We start from the raw sequence: 20,861 nt of genomic DNA on the forward strand, positions 1-20,861 counted from the left end.
CCCGGCAACGCACGTGTCGCCCCGCTGGGGCTTTAAAAAGGCACGCAAATATCCTGACTACCGATATGTCGCCCCGCTGGGGCTTGATTCTTTGCAACTTAGGGTAGTTATGGAGAAAGCTAGAATACGCTACTCCACAGCTAGTTCCTCCTCTCCACAATGTCGCGCATCAAGCGAGGAAAGGGGGCTAGGGGGTGAGGCCCCGCAAAACCCCATTCACTTCTTCTAGCTCGTTGCGCTCCAGCAAGCCGGCCAGTACTGCGTCTAGCTGTTGGCGCATGTCGTCGGAGAGACGGCTGAAGCCTAGCAGGCGCACGGTGGGCAAATAGGCGTCCTCGCGGGGCAGGGCAAAACTCTGCTCTACCACGGTGCGCAGGGCGCGGGTCAGCTCTTCGGGGGCGATGAAGGTGAGCTTGCGGGAAATGGCGGGCAGGTTGCTTCGGTCCCGGATAGGGGGCTGCTGCATGGTGTTTTCCCAAAGAAAGTCGCCTTGACGGCGCAGGTGGCGCAGGTTCTGGGCCAGCAGCGCGGCATCCTGCCCGGTTTTGCGGATCCGGGCTCCCATCTGCGTGGCCCCGCTGGCCTGGGCCAGCCGGCGCGTGGCTTCCTCAATATGAATGGGGCTTTCGATGCGCACCACGGCCGTGAGCCAGTTGGCTAATTGGCCCAAGCTGTGCTGATGCAGTTCCCTATGCCCCACGGCAGCCGGCAGTTGCGCCACTTGGTAAGGCTCCGCTATCATACTAGGAGTAGCCGATGCTTCCTCCCGCATGATGCCCACGAGTTCCGTTTCTGGCTTCGCCAGTGCCACTTCTTCCGGCTCGTCGGGCTCATCGAGGGCGGCGCGGCGGCGGGCTTCTTCGATGGCCTGCACGGCGCGCTCCGTCTCGCGGGCGGGGTCGCGGAACCAGTCGGTGCTCCAGATGCGGTGCAGCCGCCAGCCCACGGCTTCGAGCACCTGCTGGCGCAGCCGGTCCCGGTCGCGGGCCGAGCGGGCGGCGTGGTACATGGCCCCGTCGCACTCGATGCCGAGCACGTAGCGGCCGGGCTGGTCGGGGTCTACTACGGCCAGATCGAGGTAGAAGCCTTGGCTCCCAATTTGCGGGCGCACTTGGTAACCACGGGCCGTAAGGGCACGGTACACTGCTTCTTCAAACGCCGATTCTACGGCCAGGCTGGTTTGCTCACCCTGGTTTAGACGGCCGTGCTGGGCGAATTCGAGGAAGGTTTTGAGTGCGGCCACGCCTTTCGCGCGGGTGCGGCTCAGATCGAGGTCGGGGGCGGTGAGGTTGGTAAAGATTTCGCAGCGCTGCTTGGCGCGGGTGATGAGCACGTTGAGACGCCGCTCCCCACCTTCGCCGTTCAGCGGCCCGAAGCTCATGGTGAGCAAACCGTCCTTGGTACGCCCGTAGCCGATGCTGATGAGAATGACGTCGCGCTCGTCGCCCTGCACGTTTTCGAGGTTTTTCACGAAGAACGGCTCGTGCGCGTGGCGGTTGAAAAAGGCTTCGGTTTCGGGGTGCTGCTTGCGGAGCGTTTCCAGCGCGTCCTGAATGGCTTGGCGCTGTGCCGTGCTAAAGGCCACCACGCCCAGGGTGAGGCGCGGACTGGTGCGGGCGTGGTGCAGCACGGCTTCGGCTACCGCCCGTGCTTCTAGCGGGTTGGTGCGGGTGGTGCCTCGTTCGTAATTGGTTTCAGGGAGATGATGATAGACCAATCCCAGCTGTCCCTGCCCGCCGGGGCTCGGAAAAATGACCAGCTTGTCTTCGTAAAACAGGTGATTGGACGCCGCAATCAACGATTGATGCAGACTACGGTAGTGCCAGCGCAACATCCGCTCGGGCATCTGGCGAGCCTTACACAGTTCCAGAATGCTTGGGATGTCGGCCGTTACGTTTTCCTCGTCGGCTTCTTCGCCGGTGCCGGTCAGCGAGTCGAAGAAGGAAGTGGGCGGCAGCTGCTTGGAATCCCCGACTACCACCAACTGCCGGCCACGGGCAATGGCGCCCAGCGCGTCTACGGGCTTCACCTGGCTGGCCTCATCGAACACCACCAAATCAAACTCCACGGCCCCCGGCGGCAGGAAGCTCGCCACCGACAGCGGCGACATCATAAACACCGGCTTGATGGCCTGCACCGCCCGCCCGGCCTGTTCCATGAGGCGGCGCAGCGGTAAGTGGCGGGTCTTCTTGGCGAATTCATTGCGCAGCAGCAGCATCTGGCCGCCGGCCTGCGGGTTGGGCAATTGCTCGAAGTGTCGGCGCATGGCCCGCACCCGGTTAAGGCGCAACGAGTCCAGATCGGCCTGACGGAAACGGGCGACGGTTTCTTCGTGACTAGCTCGCTCAAACTGACGCAGAGCCGGATGCTGCTCATAGGCCTGCTTCTGCAAAAACTCCAGCCAGGTTTGGCGCACAGCCGCCGTCAGGAGCTGAGCGGCCAGCTCCCAGCGTTCCGCTAGCGTGAGCAGCTCCGGCAGTCCATCGGCCTGCACGGTGGCGGCTACGTTGTTCCATTCGGTGATGAGGCGCAGAGCGGGGATGTCGGCAGTCCAGGCGGCTAGGATGGCTTGCTGCTGCTCGAAGGACTGAAACTGGAGCCGCCCCTCGGGGCCGAAGCGACGGGGCTCGTTCAGGCGCAACGCCTCCGCCACGGCTTGCACGGCGGTGCGCTGCTGGGTCAGAGCAATTTCAAGCGGCGCTAGCAGTTCAGGGAGGCTCCGCTGTTCCGAAATAGCCGCTCCATCCTCATTGTCTTCCAAGCGAAAATCATTCGCCGTCGCCAGAAAATCAGCCCCGGTCCGCTTGACGTTCATCTGACTAGGACTGCCAGATAATATAGAAGACTGGTCCGTAGTAGCACTCTGTTCCAGGTACTTCAGCAGCGCGGCGGGCAGCTCGCCGCGGGCTATGCGCTGGTGGGTGAGCGTGAGATACTCCTGCGTCTTGGTCAGCACTGCCCAATCGGAACGCACTCCTTGCCAAGCCGCGCTAAACAACTGCTGGCCTAGCGGCGCGGCTTCGGTTATGGTTTGCGTGTGGCGGGCCACTTCGTGAATGGCGTCGATAACCGGCACCAGAGCTGCGGCGTCTTGGGGCAGCTCGTGGCGCCACAAACGTTGCAGGCGCTGGCGGGCCCGGCGGTAGTCGCCGATGAGGAAATTCCACCACTTGCCGCCGTACGAAAGCAGCGCCGCCCGCTCCGGCAAAAGCTGCTGGTTCCATGCTTCGGGCAGCAACGCCGCATCGTGTTGCTGATGGAGCGCGTTGTACACGGCGCCCGCCTGCAAGATTTCGGTGAGACGCGCGGCCTGCTGCCAGCTGGCGTCCGACACGGCCGCACCGCGCAGAGACGGGGCCAGTTGCGCGTGCCGGGCGGCAGGCAGCAGCCTTTCCGCCGCTGCCCGATCCAACGGAATGGGTAAACCCAGGTGACCAGCCAACGCCTGGGCGGCAGCTTGCAGCGCGGCTACGGCCGTGCTGGCGGCACGTAGCTGGCCGGGAAGCGCGTCTTGTTCGGCTGGTAGCAGCACCAGCAACTCGCTGCCCCAGAACAGCAGCCGTTGCGGCACGCCGGTTTTCTGGAGCGTGGCTTGCAGTCGGGCGGCCAGACTTTCGGCATGCGCCGCATCGGCATCGGTCCAGGTGGCCAGCGCTGGGAACGGGATGCGCGGCAGCTCTACCTCGCTCCGTTCGGTGCGCAGACGCAGCAGTTCTCCTGCCACCTGCTGGGCTGTGCGGCGGCTACGGGCGATGGGAGCGTTTACCGCCAGAGCATAGGCGTTGAGAGCGGTGCGGTAGCGTGGCAGTTGGGCCACTTGGTCTTCCACGGCCGTAGCGGGAGCGGGCTTACCCAAGCTCAGCGTGGCTTTTAGCTCGTCGTGCAGGGCTTTTTTGTTGGCTTTGTGGCTGTGCAGTTCTAGGCAGGCCGCCCCCAGGCCTAGGCTGTCAAGGCGGCGTTTCACTACTTCCAGCGCGGCCATCTTCTCGGCCACGAATAGCACTTTTTTACCCGCTCCAATCGCCTCGGCCAGCAGGTTAGCAATGGTCTGCGACTTACCGGTACCGGGTGGCCCCTGCACCACTAGGTTGTGCCCCTCGTGCACGGCCAGCAGCGCCAGCAGCTGCGACGAATCGGCATCGAGCACCTGGTGCAGTTCGTGGGCGGGGCTTTCGGTATCCAGAAAAGCCGTGTCGCCGATAGTGGGCGGAGCGTCCTGGAAGCCGGTGTCGGTGCCGAGCAGCGCGGCAATGGCGGGGTGGTCGAGCAGGGACGCATCGGCGGGCCAGGTCGCGGGGTCCAGGTCGCGGTAGAGCAGGAACTTACCGAAGGAAAAGAGGCCCAGCGCAATAGCGTTGGGAGCTACTTCCCAGTGCGGCAGTCCGGCCACGGCCGCCGCTACGGCAGCTAGGTAGCCAGCTATACTAGATTCCTCATCAGGCTCGGGCAGCGGCAGGCTTAGCCCGAAACTAACCCGTAGTTTAGCCTGCAACGAAAGGTTGCCTTCTACTTCGGCCCCGGTGTGGCGCAGTTTGAACCGCTCGGCGGCGGTGCCGCGCTCCAGCAGCACCGGCACCAGCACTAGCGGCGCCCGGCGCGGCTCTTCGCTGCTGGCCGTTTCGTACCAAGTCAATTGGCCCAGCGCCAGATACAGAATATTGACACCGTGCTCTTCTAAGCTGGTGCGGGCGGTGTAGTAGGTGTTGAGCAGCCGACTTTCGAGCTTAGCCAGCGGCTCGGCGGTTTGCAGCTTGTTGTCGGTGAGCAAGACCTGGCGCTCCGCCTCCGAAAGCTCCGTGGAAGCGGGTTCTGCTGACGCGACAAGTGCCGTCGACTCGCCTTCTTTTGCAGATAGAACGGGCAATGGCGCGTCTGCTTGGGCGGCGGGCGTAGCCGTTTCCGAAACGGTGGCTTCTGCGACGATGCTCTGGTTGCTTCTTGCTGTCTTCTTCGCCTCGGGAGCCGCCAGAAAATACATGGTCTTGCCCTGGCGCACCAGCAATTCATACACCGCCGCCGACTCCTCTCCCACGATGCTCACGCCCCGCGCCGGCGAGGGTCGGTAGTTGAGCAGTGGGTTGCGCAGGCCCAGATCCAGCAGCTCCTGGCGAGAAGCGTCGAGGCGGGCAGTTAAGTCAGTAGGCATGAGTGTGTGGCACGGACTTCAGTCCGTAGCCCGAATATAGAAGGACAATACAGCCTTATAGGTAGGCATACATAAGGTTGTGGCACGGACTTCAGTCCGTAGCCCAGACATAAGATGATAATATAGCCTTACCGGTTGGAGAGTGACCGTTGGTAACAGAGGCATTAGAATCGCCTTACTCTTGCTGAACCGAGCGTAGGGCTACGGACTGAAGTCCGTGCCACAGACACAGTCAAAATCAAGCTTTTTTCAAGCCTAGCTTGCTGTGTTTGTAGCCATAGTTGAAGTACAGCGCCAGCCCAATCACCAGCCAGCCGAAAAACAGCAGCCAGTTGTTGATGCCCAGCTGTGTCATCAAATACAGATTGATGAGCAGGCCCAGCGTGGGCAGCAGCGAGAGGCGCTTGCGGAATGACAGCCACGCCAGCCCCAGGCAAAAGAGGAAAAATACCAGCATCGGAATGTAGTGGCGGGCTTCGCCATAGCCACTGCTCAGCGCCTGTTGAAACTCCTGAATACCAGTCTGATTGTATCGAAACAGCAGCCCCGCCCCAATGACCAGAATGACCGGTACCAGATATTGCCCGTTGATATAAGGGACCTTGAAACGGGCATCCGACTTACCGTACGGGTCAATGATAAGAATGCCGCCGCACACCAGCGCGAAGGCAAACAGCGTCCCGATGCTGGTTAGGTCGATGACCAAGTCCATGTTGAGCAGCAAGGCTGGTACGCCCACGAAAAAGCCCGTGACGATGGTGCTGAACGAGGGCGTGTGAAACTTCGGGTGCACGCGGGCAAACACCGGCGGCAACAGGCCGTCCCGGCTCATCGTCATCCAGATGCGCGGCTGCCCGATCTGAAACACCAGCAGCACCGAGGCCATAGCAAACACGGCCGACACCGCTACGATGCTGCCCAGCCACTTCACCCCCACTTTGTTGAACACATAGGCCAGCGGGTCGCCCACGGCCAGTTCCTTGTAGTTCACCATGCCCGTGAGCACCAGCGTGATGATGACGTAGAGCACCGTGCAGATAATGAGCGCGTAAATCATGGCGCGCGGCAAGTCTCGCTGCGGGTTCTTGCACTCTTCGGCCGTGGTACTAATGGCGTCGAAGCCGATATAGGCGAAGAACACCGCCGACACACCCTTGAGCACGCCGCCAATACCGTTCGGGGCGAAGGGGCTCCAGTTTTCGGGCTGCACGTAGAACGCCCCCACCAGAATCACGACGGCCACTACTACCAGCTTGAGGGCCACGAGCAGGTTGGAGGCGTTTTTCGATTCCTTGATACCGATGTATACCAACGAGGTAATAGCCAACGTGATAAGGCCGGCCGGCAAATCAATCACGAGGCGTAGGCCACCCAGCAGTTCTGGCGCGGCGGCCCAGGCTTTGTAACCTTCCAACTGCGCCGCTGAGGCTTCGGCCAGCGGCTTGCCGGCCTGCATCAGCTCTAGCACTTCGTTGTAGTGCTTGTGCGCGCTCTGCATGCCCATCGTGAGCCAGATGGGAATCTGCACTCCCATGCCACTAAGCAAGCCAGTGAAGTAGTCAGACCACGAAATGGCCACCACAATGTTGCCAACAGCATATTCCATGATGAGCGCCCAGCCAATAATCCAGGCCGCTAGCTCCCCAAAAGAAGCGTAAGCATAAGTATACGCTGAACCGCTGACGGGAATAGTAGCCGCAAACTGCGCGTAGCACAACGCCGAAAACGCGCAGGCAATGGCCGTAAACACGAACAGCAGCGACACGGCCGGCCCCCCATCGTGGGAAGCATTACCAATAGTGCTGAAAATACCCGCTCCAATAACGGCCGCAATGCCCAGCGAGGTCAGGTCGCGCACCGATAGGTGACGCGCCAGGCCGCCCGGTTCACCGGGGTGGGAGCCGTGCAAGTCTTCGTCGGCGGGTGGGTTAACAAGGAGGTCCGAGAGGGATTTGCGGCGAAATAAGCCGCTGCTGCGCGTGGGGGGAAGCGGAGTAGACAAGGCAGTGTAGGAAAGTAAGGAGGGGCAAAAGATACAGAATAATGCCGGGCCGCTGCACAGTTAGCCCGCACCTTCCTATCTTCCAGCTATGACTCCTGCTGTTTCCATTCCTCTTCCCTGTTCCGCCCGCTGGGACCAAATGACGCCAACCCCCGGCGGCCGACACTGCGCCGCTTGCAACCGAGTAGTCGTAGATTTCACCAGCTTCTCGGAGGCCGAGCTACTAGCGGCGCTTCGGCAGCCCGGCAGTGTCTGCGGCCGGTTTCGGCCCGCGCAGGTGTCGGCTTCGTCGGGCTGGGCGCCGTGGCTGCTGGCCGTTGCAGCCACGCTGAGCAGTTGCGAAAAGCCGCTGCCCACTACCCCGGAGCCGGTAGCCACTACCGCCCAGGAAAGCCAGGCCCTGGTGGTGCGCGGCACGGTAGTGGATATTGATTCCGGGCAGCCACTTAGCGGCGCACTGGTTATCAGCGAGCAAGATACCAGCCGCCACACCCGTACCGCCGCCGACGGCTCGTTTCGGCTGGTGCTGCCGCTGGCCCTGCAAGGGACTAAGTTAGTGGCGGCCGTTACGCGGCACGGGGATACAGAAGATGAGTTGGAAGATGGTTACTACGTTCCCAAATATTTCCTAGCGCAACCCAACAAGCCCACGACAGTTCACCTCAGGAAACAAGGATTAGTGTTAGGCAGGCCAACGCTAGAGCCAGGAGAATGTCATCCACCAGCCATTCGGTCTTACTTAGGCCGGGAGGCCCCGCCCCCACCCCCAGTGCTTTCTGCTATTAAATTCACTCCTCCCCCAAAAGCGCATGATTCAGCTGATGCAAGTGGCGAGTAGGTTCAGGATAAAATATTTCCTTTGGACATGGTGAATTTGGCCCGATTCTGCATCTGGCTATCGTCTGTCTCTCACTCCCTCTTTTCCTATGTCCTTCTCCGTCCCTACTCCTTGTCCCAAATCCTGGGCCGCCATGACGCCCACCGCCGATGGCCGCCACTGTAGCAGCTGCCAACACGAAGTCGTGGATTTTTCGTGCATGACGGAAACCGAGGTGAAAGCCTGGCTGGCCCGACCAACTTCCGGCAACGTCTGCGGCTTCTTCCGGGCTGGGCAGTTTGCGCCGCCCGCCGTGCCGCGCTGGCGCCGCTGGCTGGTAGCGGCAGTAGCCTTGCTCGGCCTAAAACCCCTGCTGGCCGCCGAAGAAGCCGCCGGTTTCTCGCCGCTCCGCCCCGTGCCACGCACCACCGAGCAAGCCGATGCCCACGCCACGGCTCCTAAAGGCCAGGTCACCATCCGGGGCCGCGTCCTCGACGATTCCACTGGGCTGGGCGTGGAAGGTGCCGAAATTTTCATCGCCGACACCAAATACGGCGCCGTTACCGACGAGCAGGGCAACTTCAGCTTCACGATGCTACAACGTTGGGCGCCCGTGCAAAAGGGCCACGTGCAGTTGAAATTCCAGGGCAGTCCTTTCGTGTTTGAGTCGCAAACAGTGGCAGTAAAAGTCAACCCCGCACCGGCCCCGCTCACCGTGCGCCTCAAATCCAAGCCGGGCCGGGGCCAGATCATGGGCAAGATTGCGCGCCACGAGCCCCCGCAGAAGCCGCCACTGAAGTAGTTCGGGCTTCAGCCTATAACCAGATTCCTAGGAGAAACGGGTTGATGCGCGGGCGGGTGGCTCCGGCGTACACTACATTATTGGTGCGGCAGAAAAAGAAAGTTTTTTCAGTTGCGTGTGCAATCTGGCGTAGTCCGGCATCAATCAGGCAGAACTTAACCCCAGCTGCCATGACTCGGTCTGTTTCGCTCTCCATCCCACAGCCTTGCTCCGCTAGCTGGGACCACATGATGCCCGCCAGTTACGGCCGCCACTGCGCCGCTTGCGATAAGGTCGTGGTTGACTTCACTTTCATGACCGACGCCGAGGTTGCCGGGTGGCTACAACGGCAAGCGGGCCGTACTTGCGGGCGCTTTTCGGCGCAGCAGCTAAATAGGTCGCTTCTGCAACCGTCGGCTCCGGCTCCACGTTGGCGCACCTGGTTGGCCGCGGCAGCAGCGCTGCTGGGTCTGCGGGAAATGGCCGCGGAGAAAAGTACAGGCCAACAGCCATCGGCGGTTCACTCCAAGTTTCTCACCCGCGACGAGCGAAAAGCGGCTTGGCTTCGGCACCAGTCAACACCTACCACCAACACGATGTTGCAGGGCCGGGTTGAAGAAAAGAGTACTGGTGAGGGCTTGCCCGGCGTCACGGTGCTGGTAAAGGGAACAACCACGGGGGTTGCAACCAATGCCGATGGTACGTTTCAACTGAATGTGGCGTCTCTCCTCAAAAGCGGCCAAGAGCCCGAGTTGACGCTAATTTTCTCCTCCATCGGGTACCGTTTGCAAGAAATAGTAGTCCCGCTAAACGGTACCCCGCTAATGGTAGCGATGGAAGAAGATTACCATATGCTGACTGGCGAGGTAGTAGTGACTCGGGTTACTAAGCCGTGGCCCTGGCATCCGCAGGCTTTGTGGAACACCATCCGGCGCCCATTCCGGCGCTAATTAGCAAACCTTTCGGCCCCCAAAATCCTTATTGCGGGGTATGAAGAACCTATTGCTCGCCTCCTTACTCCTCGTCTTTGCCGCCACTGGCTGCGCCCTGAAACCCACCAACAAGTACGACGTTTTCGCGGAGCGCGCCCAGCTGCCGCAGGAAGAAGCCGTGCACAAGCAGAACTCCCTGGAATGGTGGTACTTCACGGGTCACCTGCGCGACAAAGCTACCGGCGAGCTATTCGGAGTGGAGTACGTGTTTTTCCACTTCAACCTCACCGGCAAGAAGGACTGGCAGATGGTGAACTTCGCCCTCACCGACCCGCAGGCCAAGCAGTTCCGCTACGACTACAAGGTGGAGCGCCTGCCCCAGCTGCTGGCTTCTGCCCTGCCTCTCAGCCTCAACACCCAGAAGAAGGAGGAAGCCTGGACGCTTGCTGGCCAGGAAGGCAAGTACCAGTTGCGGGGTCGTATGGCCGCCCACCGCGGCTACGCCATCAACCTCAGCACTCAGCCCCTGAAACCCGTGCTCCTGCACAGCGGCACCGGCTACGAGAACTACGGCGACGTTGCCAAGGCCGGCTACTACAGCTACCCGCGCCTCACGACCACCGGCACCATCGAAATAGATGGCAAAGTGCGGGAAGTGGAAGGCCAGCTCTGGTACGACCGTCAATGGAATTGCAACAGCGTCACGAACAAAGGCATCGGCTGGGACTGGTTTTCGCTTCAGCTCGATGAGCCGGAACTCACGGCGGGCACCAACGGCGGCGCAGTTCCCCAAGCCGCCACCCACCACGACATTATGACCTACGAGTTGTTCGACCGCAACTCCAGCCGTAACGTGCGCGGCGGCACCTACAGCGCCCCCCAAGGAGCCGCCGTAGACCTCAATGCCCAGGATTTCCAGCTGGAAGTACTCGACTACTGGACCAGCCCTCACTCCCGCCTGCGCTACCCCAGCAAGTGGCGCCTGCGCATTCCCAGCCAGGAGTACGACCTCACTATCACGCCGCTCGTAGCCGACCAAGAACTGACGCTCAAGCTCTTTGCCGGCATCAAAATGCACTATTGGGAAGGCATGTGCCGCGTCGAAGGCACCCACCACGGCCGCCCCGTAAGCGGCAACAGCTACGTAGAGCTAACCAACCGTGGCAAATAGTTTGGTTTATGGTTTTTTGTTATTGGTTTTTGTCTGTTTGTATTTGATAGTCAGTCAACAACAAGAAACTAACAACCAAAAACCGACAACCAAAAACCAATCTATCCTTTAAGCACCACTCGGAACGTGGTGCCGCGGCCTACTTCGCTCCACTTCACGAAGAGGCGGCCTTCGTGGTAGTTTTCGATGATGCGCTTGGCCAGCGCCAGGCCGAGGCCCCAACCGCGCTTTTTGGTGGTGTAACCGGGTAGAAATACGTTGTCGATTTTGCTTTTCGGGATGCCTTTGCCCGTGTCGGTGATGTCGATGGCAATGCGGGTTTTGTCGCGCAGGGGGCGGCGCAGGTGTAGCGTGATGCTGCCTCGGCCGTCCATGGCGTCCACGGCGTTTTTGCAGATGTTTTCAATCACCCAGTCGAAGAGCGGCACGTTCACCAGGGCCGGCGTGTCGGTGGGCAAGTCGCTCTTGATTTCAAACGTGACCTTCTTCGACACCCGACTTTGCAGGTAAGCAATGGCGTTTTGGGTGGTGCGCAGGATGTTTTCGGGCTTGAGCACCGGCACCGAGCCAATGTTGCTGAAGCGCTCCGTGATAATCTGGAGCCGCCGAATATCCTTGCTCAGCTCCTCCACAATAGGCTCGTCCTTGAACCGCTCACTCTCGCTCAGATAGCTCTGCCAGGCCATGAGGCTGCTCAGCGGCGTGCCGAGTTGGTGCGCCGTTTCCTTGGCTAGGCCCACCCACACGCGGTTTTGCTCGGCCCGGCGCGAATAGCTAAACGCGAAATACGCCATGATGCCCAAGCTGCCAATAACGGCCAATTGCACCAGCGGATATGTCCGCAGCTGGGTAAGCAGCGCCGAGTCCTTATAGTAGATGCGGTTGCGCTGCCCCGCGCCCAACTCAATTTCAATGGGCCGGTGCTGCTGCTCCATTACCTTGATTTCGCGGTGCAGGAAGGCAATTGAGGCTTTTTCACTTATTCCTTTTGGTACCAGTATATTTTTGGTGCCGGCAATCTGGCCCTTGTCATCGGTGAGGATGATGGGGATGGTGTTGTTGGCATTGATGATTTCCTCGAACACGAAATTGGTGTTCGAATCCACTTCGGAGTTGATGATGAAGCGCTGAGCTTTGGCGTAGAGGTCAATCTGCTGCTGCTCCCGCTCCGATACGCGCTGCACCAGCACATTGGTGTAAATGACCGTAGCCGCCGCAATCAGCAGAGCCACCGCTACAATCAGCAGCTTGATGCGGGATTTTTGGTCGTAGATGGCTATCAAAGGACTTCAGAAAACGCGGGTGAAAAGCCGGCTGCGGCCAAGCAACCTTTGGGCTCGCCGGCCCGAGTGGTAGTACTAATGGCGCTGACTTGGCGAAGGTACAACGCGCAGCTTCTCGCGGCCGTTACAGATACCGGTATTTTCCCTAGTTGAGCTTACACTTTTTTTCGGGATTCTACTGGGGAAAAAGAGAGCTTTCCAGCTTGCAGAAGGTCTTTTGCCACTGGCCGAACCATACAAGGCTGCTGGCTGTTTTTACAGTACCGATTTGTGCCCTAATTTTGCCCTCTACAATTGCAGTAGCCGTTCGCTATGCCTCATCCCTTTAAGGCTGTCAGCCTCTCGTTCAAGAAAGCGCCCCTGGAAATCCGGGAGTTGATTGCGCTGGACGAGGCTGCCTGCCGCCGCTTCCTGCACACGCTGCACCACGAGCTGGACCTTACGGACCTGCTCGTGCTGAGCACTTGTAACCGCACGGAAGTTTACTACGCCGCCGACCTCGACTACAGCGCTGCCATTATTGACGCCCTAGGCCAGCTCAAAGGCTTGCCCGATGCCCGCACCTACGTTCCGTACTTTGATATTCTGACTGACACCAACGTGACCGTGCATCACCTGTTCGAGGTGGCCATGGGCCTTGACGCGCAGGTAGTCGGCGACTTGCAAATCAGCAACCAAGTGAAGCAGGCGTACCAGTGGGCCGCCGATGAGGACGCCGCTGGACCTTTCCTGCACCGCCTGCTGCATACCGTATTCTTCACCAACAAGCGCGTACAGCAGGAAACTAGCTTCCGCGACGGCGCCGCGTCTACGTCTTACGCCGCCCTGGAACTGGTTGAAGAGCTAACCGCCGATGTGGCCAACCCGCGCGTGCTAGTAGTTGGCCTCGGCGAAATTGGGGCTGACGTGTGCCGCCACTTCGGCGACAGTAAGTTGTTTACGGACGTTACGATCTGCAACCGCACCCGCTCCAAAGCCGAAACGCTAGCCGCCGAGTGCGGCCTGAAGGTGCTTGATTTCGAGAATCTGGTGCAAGGCCTGAAAGAAGCCGATGTGGTGGTATCCTCCATTGCGGCTGGCACTCCTTTCTTCACCCGCGAAATGGTGGAGCACTTGGACGTGTTAAGCTATAAGTTCTTCATCGACCTCTCGGTGCCGCGCAGCATTGAGGCCGACGTGGAAAATGTACCCGGCGTGCTCGTCTACAACATCGACGCTATTCAAAGCAAAGCCTCCGCTGCCTTGGCTCGCCGCTTAGCTGCCGTGCCGCACGTGCGCGCCATCATTGCCGAAAGCATTGCTGGTCTCAACGACTGGGCCAAGGAAATGCTGGTATCGCCGACTATTCAGAAGCTGAAGAACGCGCTGGAGCAAATTCGGCAGGAGGAAATGGGCCGCTTCCAGAAGAAGATGAGCCCCGAGGAAGCTCGCCGCATGGACGAAGTCACGAAGTCCTTGATGCAGAAGATCCTGAAGCAGCCCGTGCTGCAACTCAAAGCCGCCTGCAAACGCGGAGAAGCCGACCAGCTCATCGACGTGCTAACGGATTTGTTCGACCTGGAGAACCAGCCGACAACCGTATAATCTTTTGCGAGTGCGTTGTCATTGCGAGCAGCGCGAAGCAATCCTTCCTCTTTCTAAGACCCGTTTCCTACACAGACAAGCCCTTGACGTCAAGGGCTTTTTGCATCAGTAGGTTTTGTGCATGGAGAGGAAGGATTGCTTCGCGCTGCTCGCAATGACACTCCCTCACAAACTAAAAAAGACCGTCGGTGACGGTCTTTTTTAGTTTGGAACACAGGCCGAAACCTGAATTACATAGTGTCGCAGCACTCCTCCAGCGAGTCGATGACGTCGAGCAGCTTGGGGATGGACAGCGAGTAGTAGATTTTGGTACCCACTTTGAACGACGACAGAATGCCGCGGTCTTTCAGGGTGATCAGGTGTTGCGAGGCGATAGCCTGAGGCAAATCGAGCGAACGGTAAATTTCCGTTACGGTCATTTTATCCTCTTTGCCGAGCAGGTCTACAATGGCGAGACGCTTAGGGTGCGCCAAGACCTTGAGCATTGCAGCGGCCTTGTCTACTTTTTTGGATTCTACGCGCGAAAGCAAAGGTTTCATATGATGTACAGCGGTGGCTAGGGGTGGAAAAGCTGGCGTTTTAAGTCAGGAATATGCCTACTACGATATTTCTGACTTAAAGAGTTCCTATCTGCCAAATTGAAGGGTAAAAAATTTTGGCTATTTCCTTAACGTCGGAAGGCCCAATTTAATGCCCTAACGAAGAAATGACCCAGATGCTTGTGTAGGGCTGCTTACCTTTGGCCAGAAAATATCCTGTTTCCCTTTTCACTCCCTCCTCTTTTTGTTTCGATGAAAGACCTGCTGGCCAAGTTTGAGAATAAGCGTCCGGAAATTGTTTTTGAGTGGAAAGACGCCGAAACCGAAGCTGAAGGGTGGGTGGTCATTAACTCCTTGCGGGGCGGCGCGGCCGGCGGTGGCACCCGCATGCGCAAGGGCCTCGACAAGCGCGAGGTTGAGAGTCTGGCCAAGACGATGGAGGTGAAATTCACGGTTTCGGGGCCCGCTATCGGGGGCGCTAAGTCAGGGATTAATTTTGATCCGCAGGATCCGCGCAAGCGCGGCGTGCTGGAACGCTGGTACCGCGCCGTGATTCCGCTGCTCAAAAACTACTACGGCACCGGCGGCGACCTGAACGTGGACGAAATCCACGACGTAATTCCGATTACGGAAGATTATGGGCTGTGGCATCCGCAGGAAGGCATCGTGAACGGGCACTACCGGGCCACCGAGCCGCAGAAGATTCAGAAGCTCGGCCAGCTGCGCCAAGGTGTGGTGAAAGTTCTGGAAGACGCCACCTTCACGCCCGATCTGCGGCGCAAATACACCGTGGCGGACCTGATTACGGGCTACGGCGTGGCCGAAGCCGTGCGCCATTATTACGAGCTGTGGGGCAACCGCAACGTGGCTGGCAAACGGGCCATTATTCAAGGTTGGGGCAACGTGGGCGCTGCCGCAGCTTACTATCTGGCTACCCAGGGCGCCCGTATCACCGGCATCATCGACCGGGCCGGTGGGCTGCTTAATACCGATGGCTTCACGTTGGAAGAAATCCGGGAGCTGTTTCTGCGGCGCGAAGGCAATGCTCTCACGGCTGACAACTTGCTCTCTTTCGAGGAGGTTAACGAGCGTATTTGGTCGTCGGGGGCGGAAATATTTATTCCTGCGGCGGCTTCCCGCCTAGTTACTCGCGCGCAGGTAGAACAGCTGATTGCGGGCGGCTTGGAAGTTATTTCGTGCGGGGCCAACGTGCCGTTTCAGGACCCCGAAATCTTCTTCGGGCCCACCGGCGAGTTTGCCGACCAGCACACTTCCGTCATTCCCGATTTCATTGCGAACTGCGGGATGGCGCGCGTGTTTGCCTACCTCATGGAAACCAACGCCGAAATCACCGATCAAGCCATTTTCGGCGACACGTCGCGCATCATTCGCCGGGCGCTGGAGCGCACCCGCCTTCAGGGCGACGCAACGACTGGCGTGGCGCAAAAGTCGTTTGAGATGGCACTACGGCAGCTGGTATAATATAGGAAAGAGGCGCGGGCTATGAATTTTCAAGAATTGCTGCACTACCGTTTTCTGGGCAACGAGGTTGTTGCGTACCTGACTTGCCTGGGCATCTTACTGTTTGGCTACGTTTTCAAGACGCTGCTTTCCAAGCTTCTCTCGCGGCTGGTGTTTCGCTTTATCCGCAAGCAGACCGAGGGCGTGAGCGAGACGCAGTTTCAGGCCCTGCTGATCCAGCCCGTGTCGTTGGTGGTGTTCTTCGTGACAGTCTACCTGGCGTTTCAGGTCCTCGACTACCCGGTGCACAGTTCCGAGCTCACGCGCAACGAGCCCTGGCCCAAAGTGGCCCTGTTCCGACTTTTTCAGATGGGGCTCATCATGGGCATTGGCTGGATTGGGCTGCGCATGGTAGATTTTGCGGCCCTAGTGCTCCGCCGCCGCGCCGAGGCCCAAACATCGCGCTTCAGCGACCAGCTCATTCCTTTCGCCACGGACTTGTTCAAAGTGCTGGTCCTGACCATGACCTTCCTGGTAATGCTCAGCCGCGTGTTTGGCGTAAACGTAACGGCGCTTATCGGAGGCCTGGGCATCGGCGGTTTGGCTGTAGCTTTTGCCGCCAAAGAGAGCCTCGAAAACCTCATTGCCTCATTCACCATCTTCCTGGACCGTCCCTTTGCCGTCGGCGATTTGGTGTCGGTGGGGGCGGTAACTGGCACCGTGGAGAAGGTTGGGTTTCGCAGCACTCGGCTACGCACGGCCGAGAAAAGTTACGTGACCGTGCCCAATAAAGCCATGATTGATAAGCCCTTGGACAATCTTTCGCTACGCACGGCTCGCCGGGTGGGCTTCACTTTGGCCCTGAGCCATAGCACTACCAGCCAGCAGCTGCACCGCATCGTGGAAGAAGGCAAGCGCGTTGCTCTAGAACATCCGCTCGTGACCGAGGAGGTGCAGATTCAGTTTTCGGCCCTCACGCCAGCGGCCAAGGAAGTAACCGTGCAGTATTTCGTAGAAACCACCAGCTACGACGAGTATCTGCAAGTGAAAGAAGATCTAAACTACCGTTTAGTGGAAGTGGTAGAGCAGGCGGGGGCCGTCTTCGCCAGCACCGGCAACACCATCGTGCAGCTCACCAGCGGCGGCCCGCTTGACGGCCTCAATCCTGTATCAACGGCTATAGTTTAGCTAGTGAGACAGGAGATTTTAGGATAGGGGAAGTAAGACAGACGCAAGTGTTTCAGCATCGTTAGGCAAGAACAGGTGCATTTGCTGCTGGCCCACTGCTTAGCTTCCTAATAGAAAAAGGCGGGCTGCATCTATTAGGATGCAGCCCGCCTTTTTCGTTGGTGAAGTGGCCAGTTTTACCGGCCGCCGAACAGCCCACCGAGCAAACCACCCATGCTTCCACCGCCGCCGAGCAAGCCGCCTAAGCCGCTGCCGCCCGCACTACGTGGCTGGGAGCCAGGCCGCCCGCCCAGGCCGCCTAGAATTGACATCAAAGAACCCAACCCACCGCTGCCTACGTGCGTGCCTTGCTGCGGTAGGTTGCCGTAGGAGCCTTGTGCGCCGCCCGCCGAGCCCCCACCGAGCACGCCGCTAAGCAAACCACCGCCAAGCAAGCCGCCGAGCAGACCGCCCATCGAGCCGCCACCCATGGCACCGCTCATCAGGCCGCCCATGGTTCCGCCGCCCGTGAGGCCGCCGAGCATACCGCTGCCGCTCTGGCCACGGCCACCCATCACCCTCGACAGCACCATGGGCGCTACTACGCCCAGCAAGCCGGCCATTAGGGCGCCCTTCGGGATGCCCACGTTTTCCAGCTTGTTCGTGACGCCACTGAAAAAGCCTTGTTTGGATGGGTCGTTGGCATCGTGCGGCACGTGCGCCGCTTCGTCTACCACTTGGTTCAGGGTTTGGGTTTGCTGGGGAGTAATGCCCAGGTAATCGGCAATCTTATTTATCATCGCCTCTTCGTCGTTGGCATAAGCACCATCGGCCCGGGCGAAGCTAATGAGGTCCGTGACGAGCGAGAAGCGCAAGTCACTGCTGCGTAGAGCATCGAGGTTGCCTTTGATACTCTCATTGGTGGAGTCTTTCGCGGCGGCCAATACTTGCTGCGTAGCCCCGCCCGATAAGCCGGCTTGGTGCGCCAACTGTTGCAGGAATTCCACTTCGGCGGCGGAAGCTTCTCGGTCAGCAGAAGCCAGGCTGGCAATGACGCTGAGGTAGGCGGCTTTTTCTTGATCGGAGTAATTTTCCAGGAGTTGCGAATCGTTCATCGAAGGGTGCGTTTGGTGGGTGAGCAGATAATTAGCTGCTCTCTTAACGCACGTCAGCCGATTAGGTTGATTCCGCTCTTGGCCGCTCAAAAAGGCTTTTTGTGTTTAAGCACTGGGCTCAAAGTAACCTTCCATGCCACGTTTATACATCCTAAAAGATACATACCTGTCACACTTCTCCATCTCTATCCTAGAAATCGAAATACTCTCCCGTCTGGGGCTGCGCTGGTCTCTTCTCCGGTTTCTTGAGCTCAAAGGCTTTGCGTGGAGCCGGTGGCGGCTCGTTCGCTGCGGGAGCAGATGGGCTGAGCAGTTCTCCAAGCGCGCTTTTCCGGCGTTCCGCAACTTGGCTCGGAGCACCGGCGGCCGGCCTGGCCCCCTGGGCGCGGCTCCGGTCGTAGCTCACCCGGAAATTGTCTTCGTCGCCTTGAATAGCTAGCAGCAGACTAGGGCCGGTTATACCCACGGTACGTTGGAGCAGGCCCGGCAAAATTGGGATGCTAAGATGATAGTCCATCTGCTGATCGAAGGTGTGGGTGCCAGTGACACGGATGAGCGAGGCGGCCCGCACATTGGAGCGAATTTCCATCTCCGGCAAGTACACGGTGCGGCTCTGAATGTAGACCGGCGTAGTGAGCTGCGCGAAACGCAAATGCCGCAGTCTCTCGCGTCCCGCTATCATTGAGAGCTTTTGCAGCGGCGCAAAATTGTTCAGCTCACCGTTGCGTACCGTCACGTTCACCTCCGCCTCCATCTTATCCGTGAGCGGCCGCAGCGCCCGGTCGAAGTACAAGTCCGACTCCGCCGTGGCAGTAAGCGCCCCGCGCAGATGTCGGGCCGTAATAAACTGCTGGCCAAAATCTTCGAAGGCGTAAAACAGGCTGTCGAGCGGTAGCTGTTGGCAGCTGATGGTGGAGCTTAGGCGCAGCAATTGCGGCTGCCGGGCATCGAGCGTGCCGCGGAAGCTGGCTCGTCCACCGGCCGCGGCCATCGTGAGCGAAGGCGCGCTGAGCACCTGCTTTTGCAGCCGAATAGTACCGCGCAAATCCTGGCCCCGAAACCGCCGGAACCGTACTCGCTGCACCTGGGCTCGCACATCCAGCGCCAGCTGCGGCGAAAGCCGAAACTCATAGCCATTTCCACCAGCGGAAGCTGAAACAGACCCAGGAGTCGCAGCTGGTTGCGCGGACTGGCGCAGGCGCAGCAACTGGTTGAAGTCGAGCAGACGGGAATCAAGGTCGGCTTCAACCAACAGCTGCTGGCGAGGCAGCAACAGCCAGCCCAGCGCGTTTTTAAAGAAGCCATTCAAGCGAAAGTCAGAGCTGCCCACTCGTCCAGTGAAATTGGTGATGGCCACATCGTTGCCGCGCAGCAGGAAGCTACCCTGCAAGCCGATGAAAGGCTGGCTGAAGTCGCGCAGTCGCAGCTGCACGTTGCGAAGTGTTAGCTCGCCACCAGAGCGAACAGCGGGCGTAGCTGGCTGAGCCCGAAACTGCCGCAGGTTGCCGGCAAACTGTAGCTTGACCTGCGCCGTGCCACTGCCGCTACGCACCGCCGCCAACGGGTAGAACCGCAGAGCTTGTGCCACGTCGAGGTCGGCGCGCAGGTCGAGCTGGGCGCTGGGGTCCTGAAAGTTTTCATAACGCAGCGTACCGCTAAACGGCCGGCCTTGCAACGTACCGCGCACATCGCGCAGGCTCAGCACTGCGGTGGAAGCCGCACGCGCCGCTCCGTTGCTGAAAGTGCCCGTCAAGAACACGTGTTCCACTCCCTGCCGAAACTCTGGGTGATACAACGCCGCATCACGGCAGCCGAACTGCATTTCCACCCGCGGATTTGCCTTGGCGGCTAAGGTGCCACGCACGGTGCCGCCAAAATATACCTCGCCCCTGCTGCGGTAGGTGCTCAGGCGGCGCTCCATTCGGGCCGGCAGCAGCGCCACTACCGACTGCAAATCCGTGTCGCGCCCCGAAAAGCGTAAGTCCAGGTTCGTAGCCTGCCGGTAGCTGACGCGCCCAGCCACGCTGTAGGCCGCTGCGCCCGCCTTTAACTCCGAAGGTTCGATGGTGACGAGCTTGGCGGCTCGGTCCACTTGCAAGCGAGTGTCTAGGGCCAGGGCCTTGTTGCGGAAGTAGGCATCAGAACCAAGCTGTAAAGATTCCACCTGCGTCGTGCCCCGCGCCACGATGCCCACCAGCATGTCGTTTATATCGAGCTGCGCGCGCACGTCGTGTACTTGCACGGTGAAGCGCTGCCGCCGCGGCTGATCTTCGTAGACTGTAGCCACGCGCTCCAGCCGGATGTTTTCGAGGGCAAAAGCGAAAGGCTGGTCGGAGGGAGCGGCGGCGGTGTCCAAGCGCAGAACGTCGTAGTTGGGCTGGCCGCGCAGGTCGCGACTCACGCGCACGCGGGCATCAGCCAGCGTTACGGCCCGAATGCGGTAGTGACCGCGTAGCATGTCCCAGGCGTCGAAGGCGCAGTAGAGGCGGCGGGCCCGGGCCAGTGGCACGGTATCTTGGGCTAAGGACCCGTTTACGCGTAGCTCGTGCAGGGTGATGGAAACGCGCGGAAACTGGTCGAGCAACGACACCTCCATGCGGCCTACTTTCACGGGCGTAACGAGGTAGCGGTTGGCCTCGCTTACAAACAACGCAATGATGTGGTCTTGCCCCAGCCACACCCCGCCAATGGCTGCGGCCAGCAGCAGCAACAGTCCCGCCAGGAAAAAAAGCACCACTCGCCGCAGCTTTCTCACGCTCGAAAATTTCTGACCTTAAAAGAGTTGACTTCGTGTGCCTACTCCTTTTTCATGATTTCGCGTCCTAAAGTTCGCACAAAGAGTTGCGTTTTCGGAAACGACCTG

The 20,861-nt window shown here is 59.6% G+C and carries 13 protein-coding genes; 7 read left to right on the top strand and 6 right to left on the bottom strand.

Annotation, left to right across the window (positions count from 1 at the left end):
- Positions 1-187: 187 nt before the first annotated feature.
- Positions 188-5,146 (bottom strand): anti-phage protein ProA, encoded by a 4,959-nt coding sequence (gene proA / locus ACYSMN_RS06450; RefSeq protein WP_488923036.1) that lies wholly within the window; start codon positions 5,144-5,146, stop codon positions 188-190.
- Between the two features lie 238 nt (positions 5,147-5,384).
- Positions 5,385-7,148, bottom strand: coding sequence for an amino acid permease (locus ACYSMN_RS06455; protein ID WP_488923037.1), 1,764 nt, complete (start codon positions 7,146-7,148; stop codon positions 5,385-5,387).
- A gap of 88 nt (positions 7,149-7,236) precedes the next feature.
- Here ACYSMN_RS06455 and ACYSMN_RS06460 point away from each other — a divergent pair, with 88 nt between their 5' ends.
- The 4 genes from ACYSMN_RS06460 (at position 7,237) to ACYSMN_RS06475 (ending at position 10,849) form a co-directional block, all read left to right on the top strand.
- On the top strand, positions 7,237-7,986 hold the full coding sequence (locus ACYSMN_RS06460; protein ID WP_488923038.1) for a peptidase associated/transthyretin-like domain-containing protein: 750 nt from the start codon (positions 7,237-7,239) through the stop codon (positions 7,984-7,986).
- An 88-nt stretch (positions 7,987-8,074) separates the two neighbouring features.
- Positions 8,075-8,767 carry a carboxypeptidase-like regulatory domain-containing protein gene (locus ACYSMN_RS06465; protein ID WP_488923039.1) on the top strand — a complete coding sequence of 231 codons (693 nt, stop codon included), beginning with the start codon at positions 8,075-8,077 and terminating at the stop codon, positions 8,765-8,767.
- Positions 8,768-8,937: 170 nt separating this feature from the next.
- Positions 8,938-9,696, top strand: coding sequence for a carboxypeptidase-like regulatory domain-containing protein (locus ACYSMN_RS06470; RefSeq protein ID WP_488923040.1), 759 nt, complete (start codon positions 8,938-8,940; stop codon positions 9,694-9,696).
- 40 nt (positions 9,697-9,736) lie between these two features.
- Entirely contained in the window at positions 9,737-10,849 is a 1,113-nt protein-coding gene (locus tag ACYSMN_RS06475) for a lipocalin-like domain-containing protein (RefSeq protein ID WP_488923041.1), read from the top strand.
- 101 nt (positions 10,850-10,950) lie between these two features.
- On the opposite strand, the gene ACYSMN_RS06480 is transcribed toward ACYSMN_RS06475, so the two are convergent.
- Complete coding sequence (locus ACYSMN_RS06480; protein WP_488923042.1) at positions 10,951-12,132, bottom strand: ATP-binding protein; 1,182 nt, start codon at positions 12,130-12,132, stop codon at positions 10,951-10,953.
- A gap of 312 nt (positions 12,133-12,444) precedes the next feature.
- Here ACYSMN_RS06480 and hemA point away from each other — a divergent pair, with 312 nt between their 5' ends.
- Complete coding sequence (hemA, locus tag ACYSMN_RS06485; RefSeq protein ID WP_488923043.1) at positions 12,445-13,716, top strand: glutamyl-tRNA reductase; 1,272 nt, start codon at positions 12,445-12,447, stop codon at positions 13,714-13,716.
- 230 nt (positions 13,717-13,946) lie between these two features.
- Here hemA and ACYSMN_RS06490 read toward each other — a convergent pair whose 3' ends face one another.
- Positions 13,947-14,255 carry an ArsR/SmtB family transcription factor gene (locus ACYSMN_RS06490; RefSeq protein ID WP_044014970.1) on the bottom strand — a complete coding sequence of 103 codons (309 nt, stop codon included), beginning with the start codon at positions 14,253-14,255 and terminating at the stop codon, positions 13,947-13,949.
- Positions 14,256-14,507: 252 nt separating this feature from the next.
- Between ACYSMN_RS06490 and ACYSMN_RS06495 the strand changes: the two genes are divergently transcribed.
- Positions 14,508-15,737 (top strand): Glu/Leu/Phe/Val dehydrogenase dimerization domain-containing protein, encoded by a 1,230-nt coding sequence (locus tag ACYSMN_RS06495; RefSeq protein WP_488923044.1) that lies wholly within the window; start codon positions 14,508-14,510, stop codon positions 15,735-15,737.
- 21 nt (positions 15,738-15,758) lie between these two features.
- Positions 15,759-16,904: a mechanosensitive ion channel family protein gene (locus tag ACYSMN_RS06500; protein ID WP_488923045.1), complete on the top strand. Its 1,146-nt coding sequence runs from the start codon at positions 15,759-15,761 to the stop codon at positions 16,902-16,904.
- A 176-nt stretch (positions 16,905-17,080) separates the two neighbouring features.
- Here ACYSMN_RS06500 and ACYSMN_RS06505 read toward each other — a convergent pair whose 3' ends face one another.
- Both ACYSMN_RS06505 and ACYSMN_RS06510 read right to left on the bottom strand, forming a co-directional pair.
- Positions 17,081-17,998 (bottom strand): TerB family tellurite resistance protein, encoded by a 918-nt coding sequence (locus ACYSMN_RS06505; RefSeq protein ID WP_488923046.1) that lies wholly within the window; start codon positions 17,996-17,998, stop codon positions 17,081-17,083.
- Positions 17,999-18,188: 190 nt separating this feature from the next.
- Positions 18,189-20,753: a hypothetical protein gene (locus ACYSMN_RS06510; protein WP_488923047.1), complete on the bottom strand. Its 2,565-nt coding sequence runs from the start codon at positions 20,751-20,753 to the stop codon at positions 18,189-18,191.
- Between the last annotated feature and the right edge of the window lie 108 nt (positions 20,754-20,861).

Source organism: Hymenobacter sp. M1-2, from assembly GCF_057808495.1.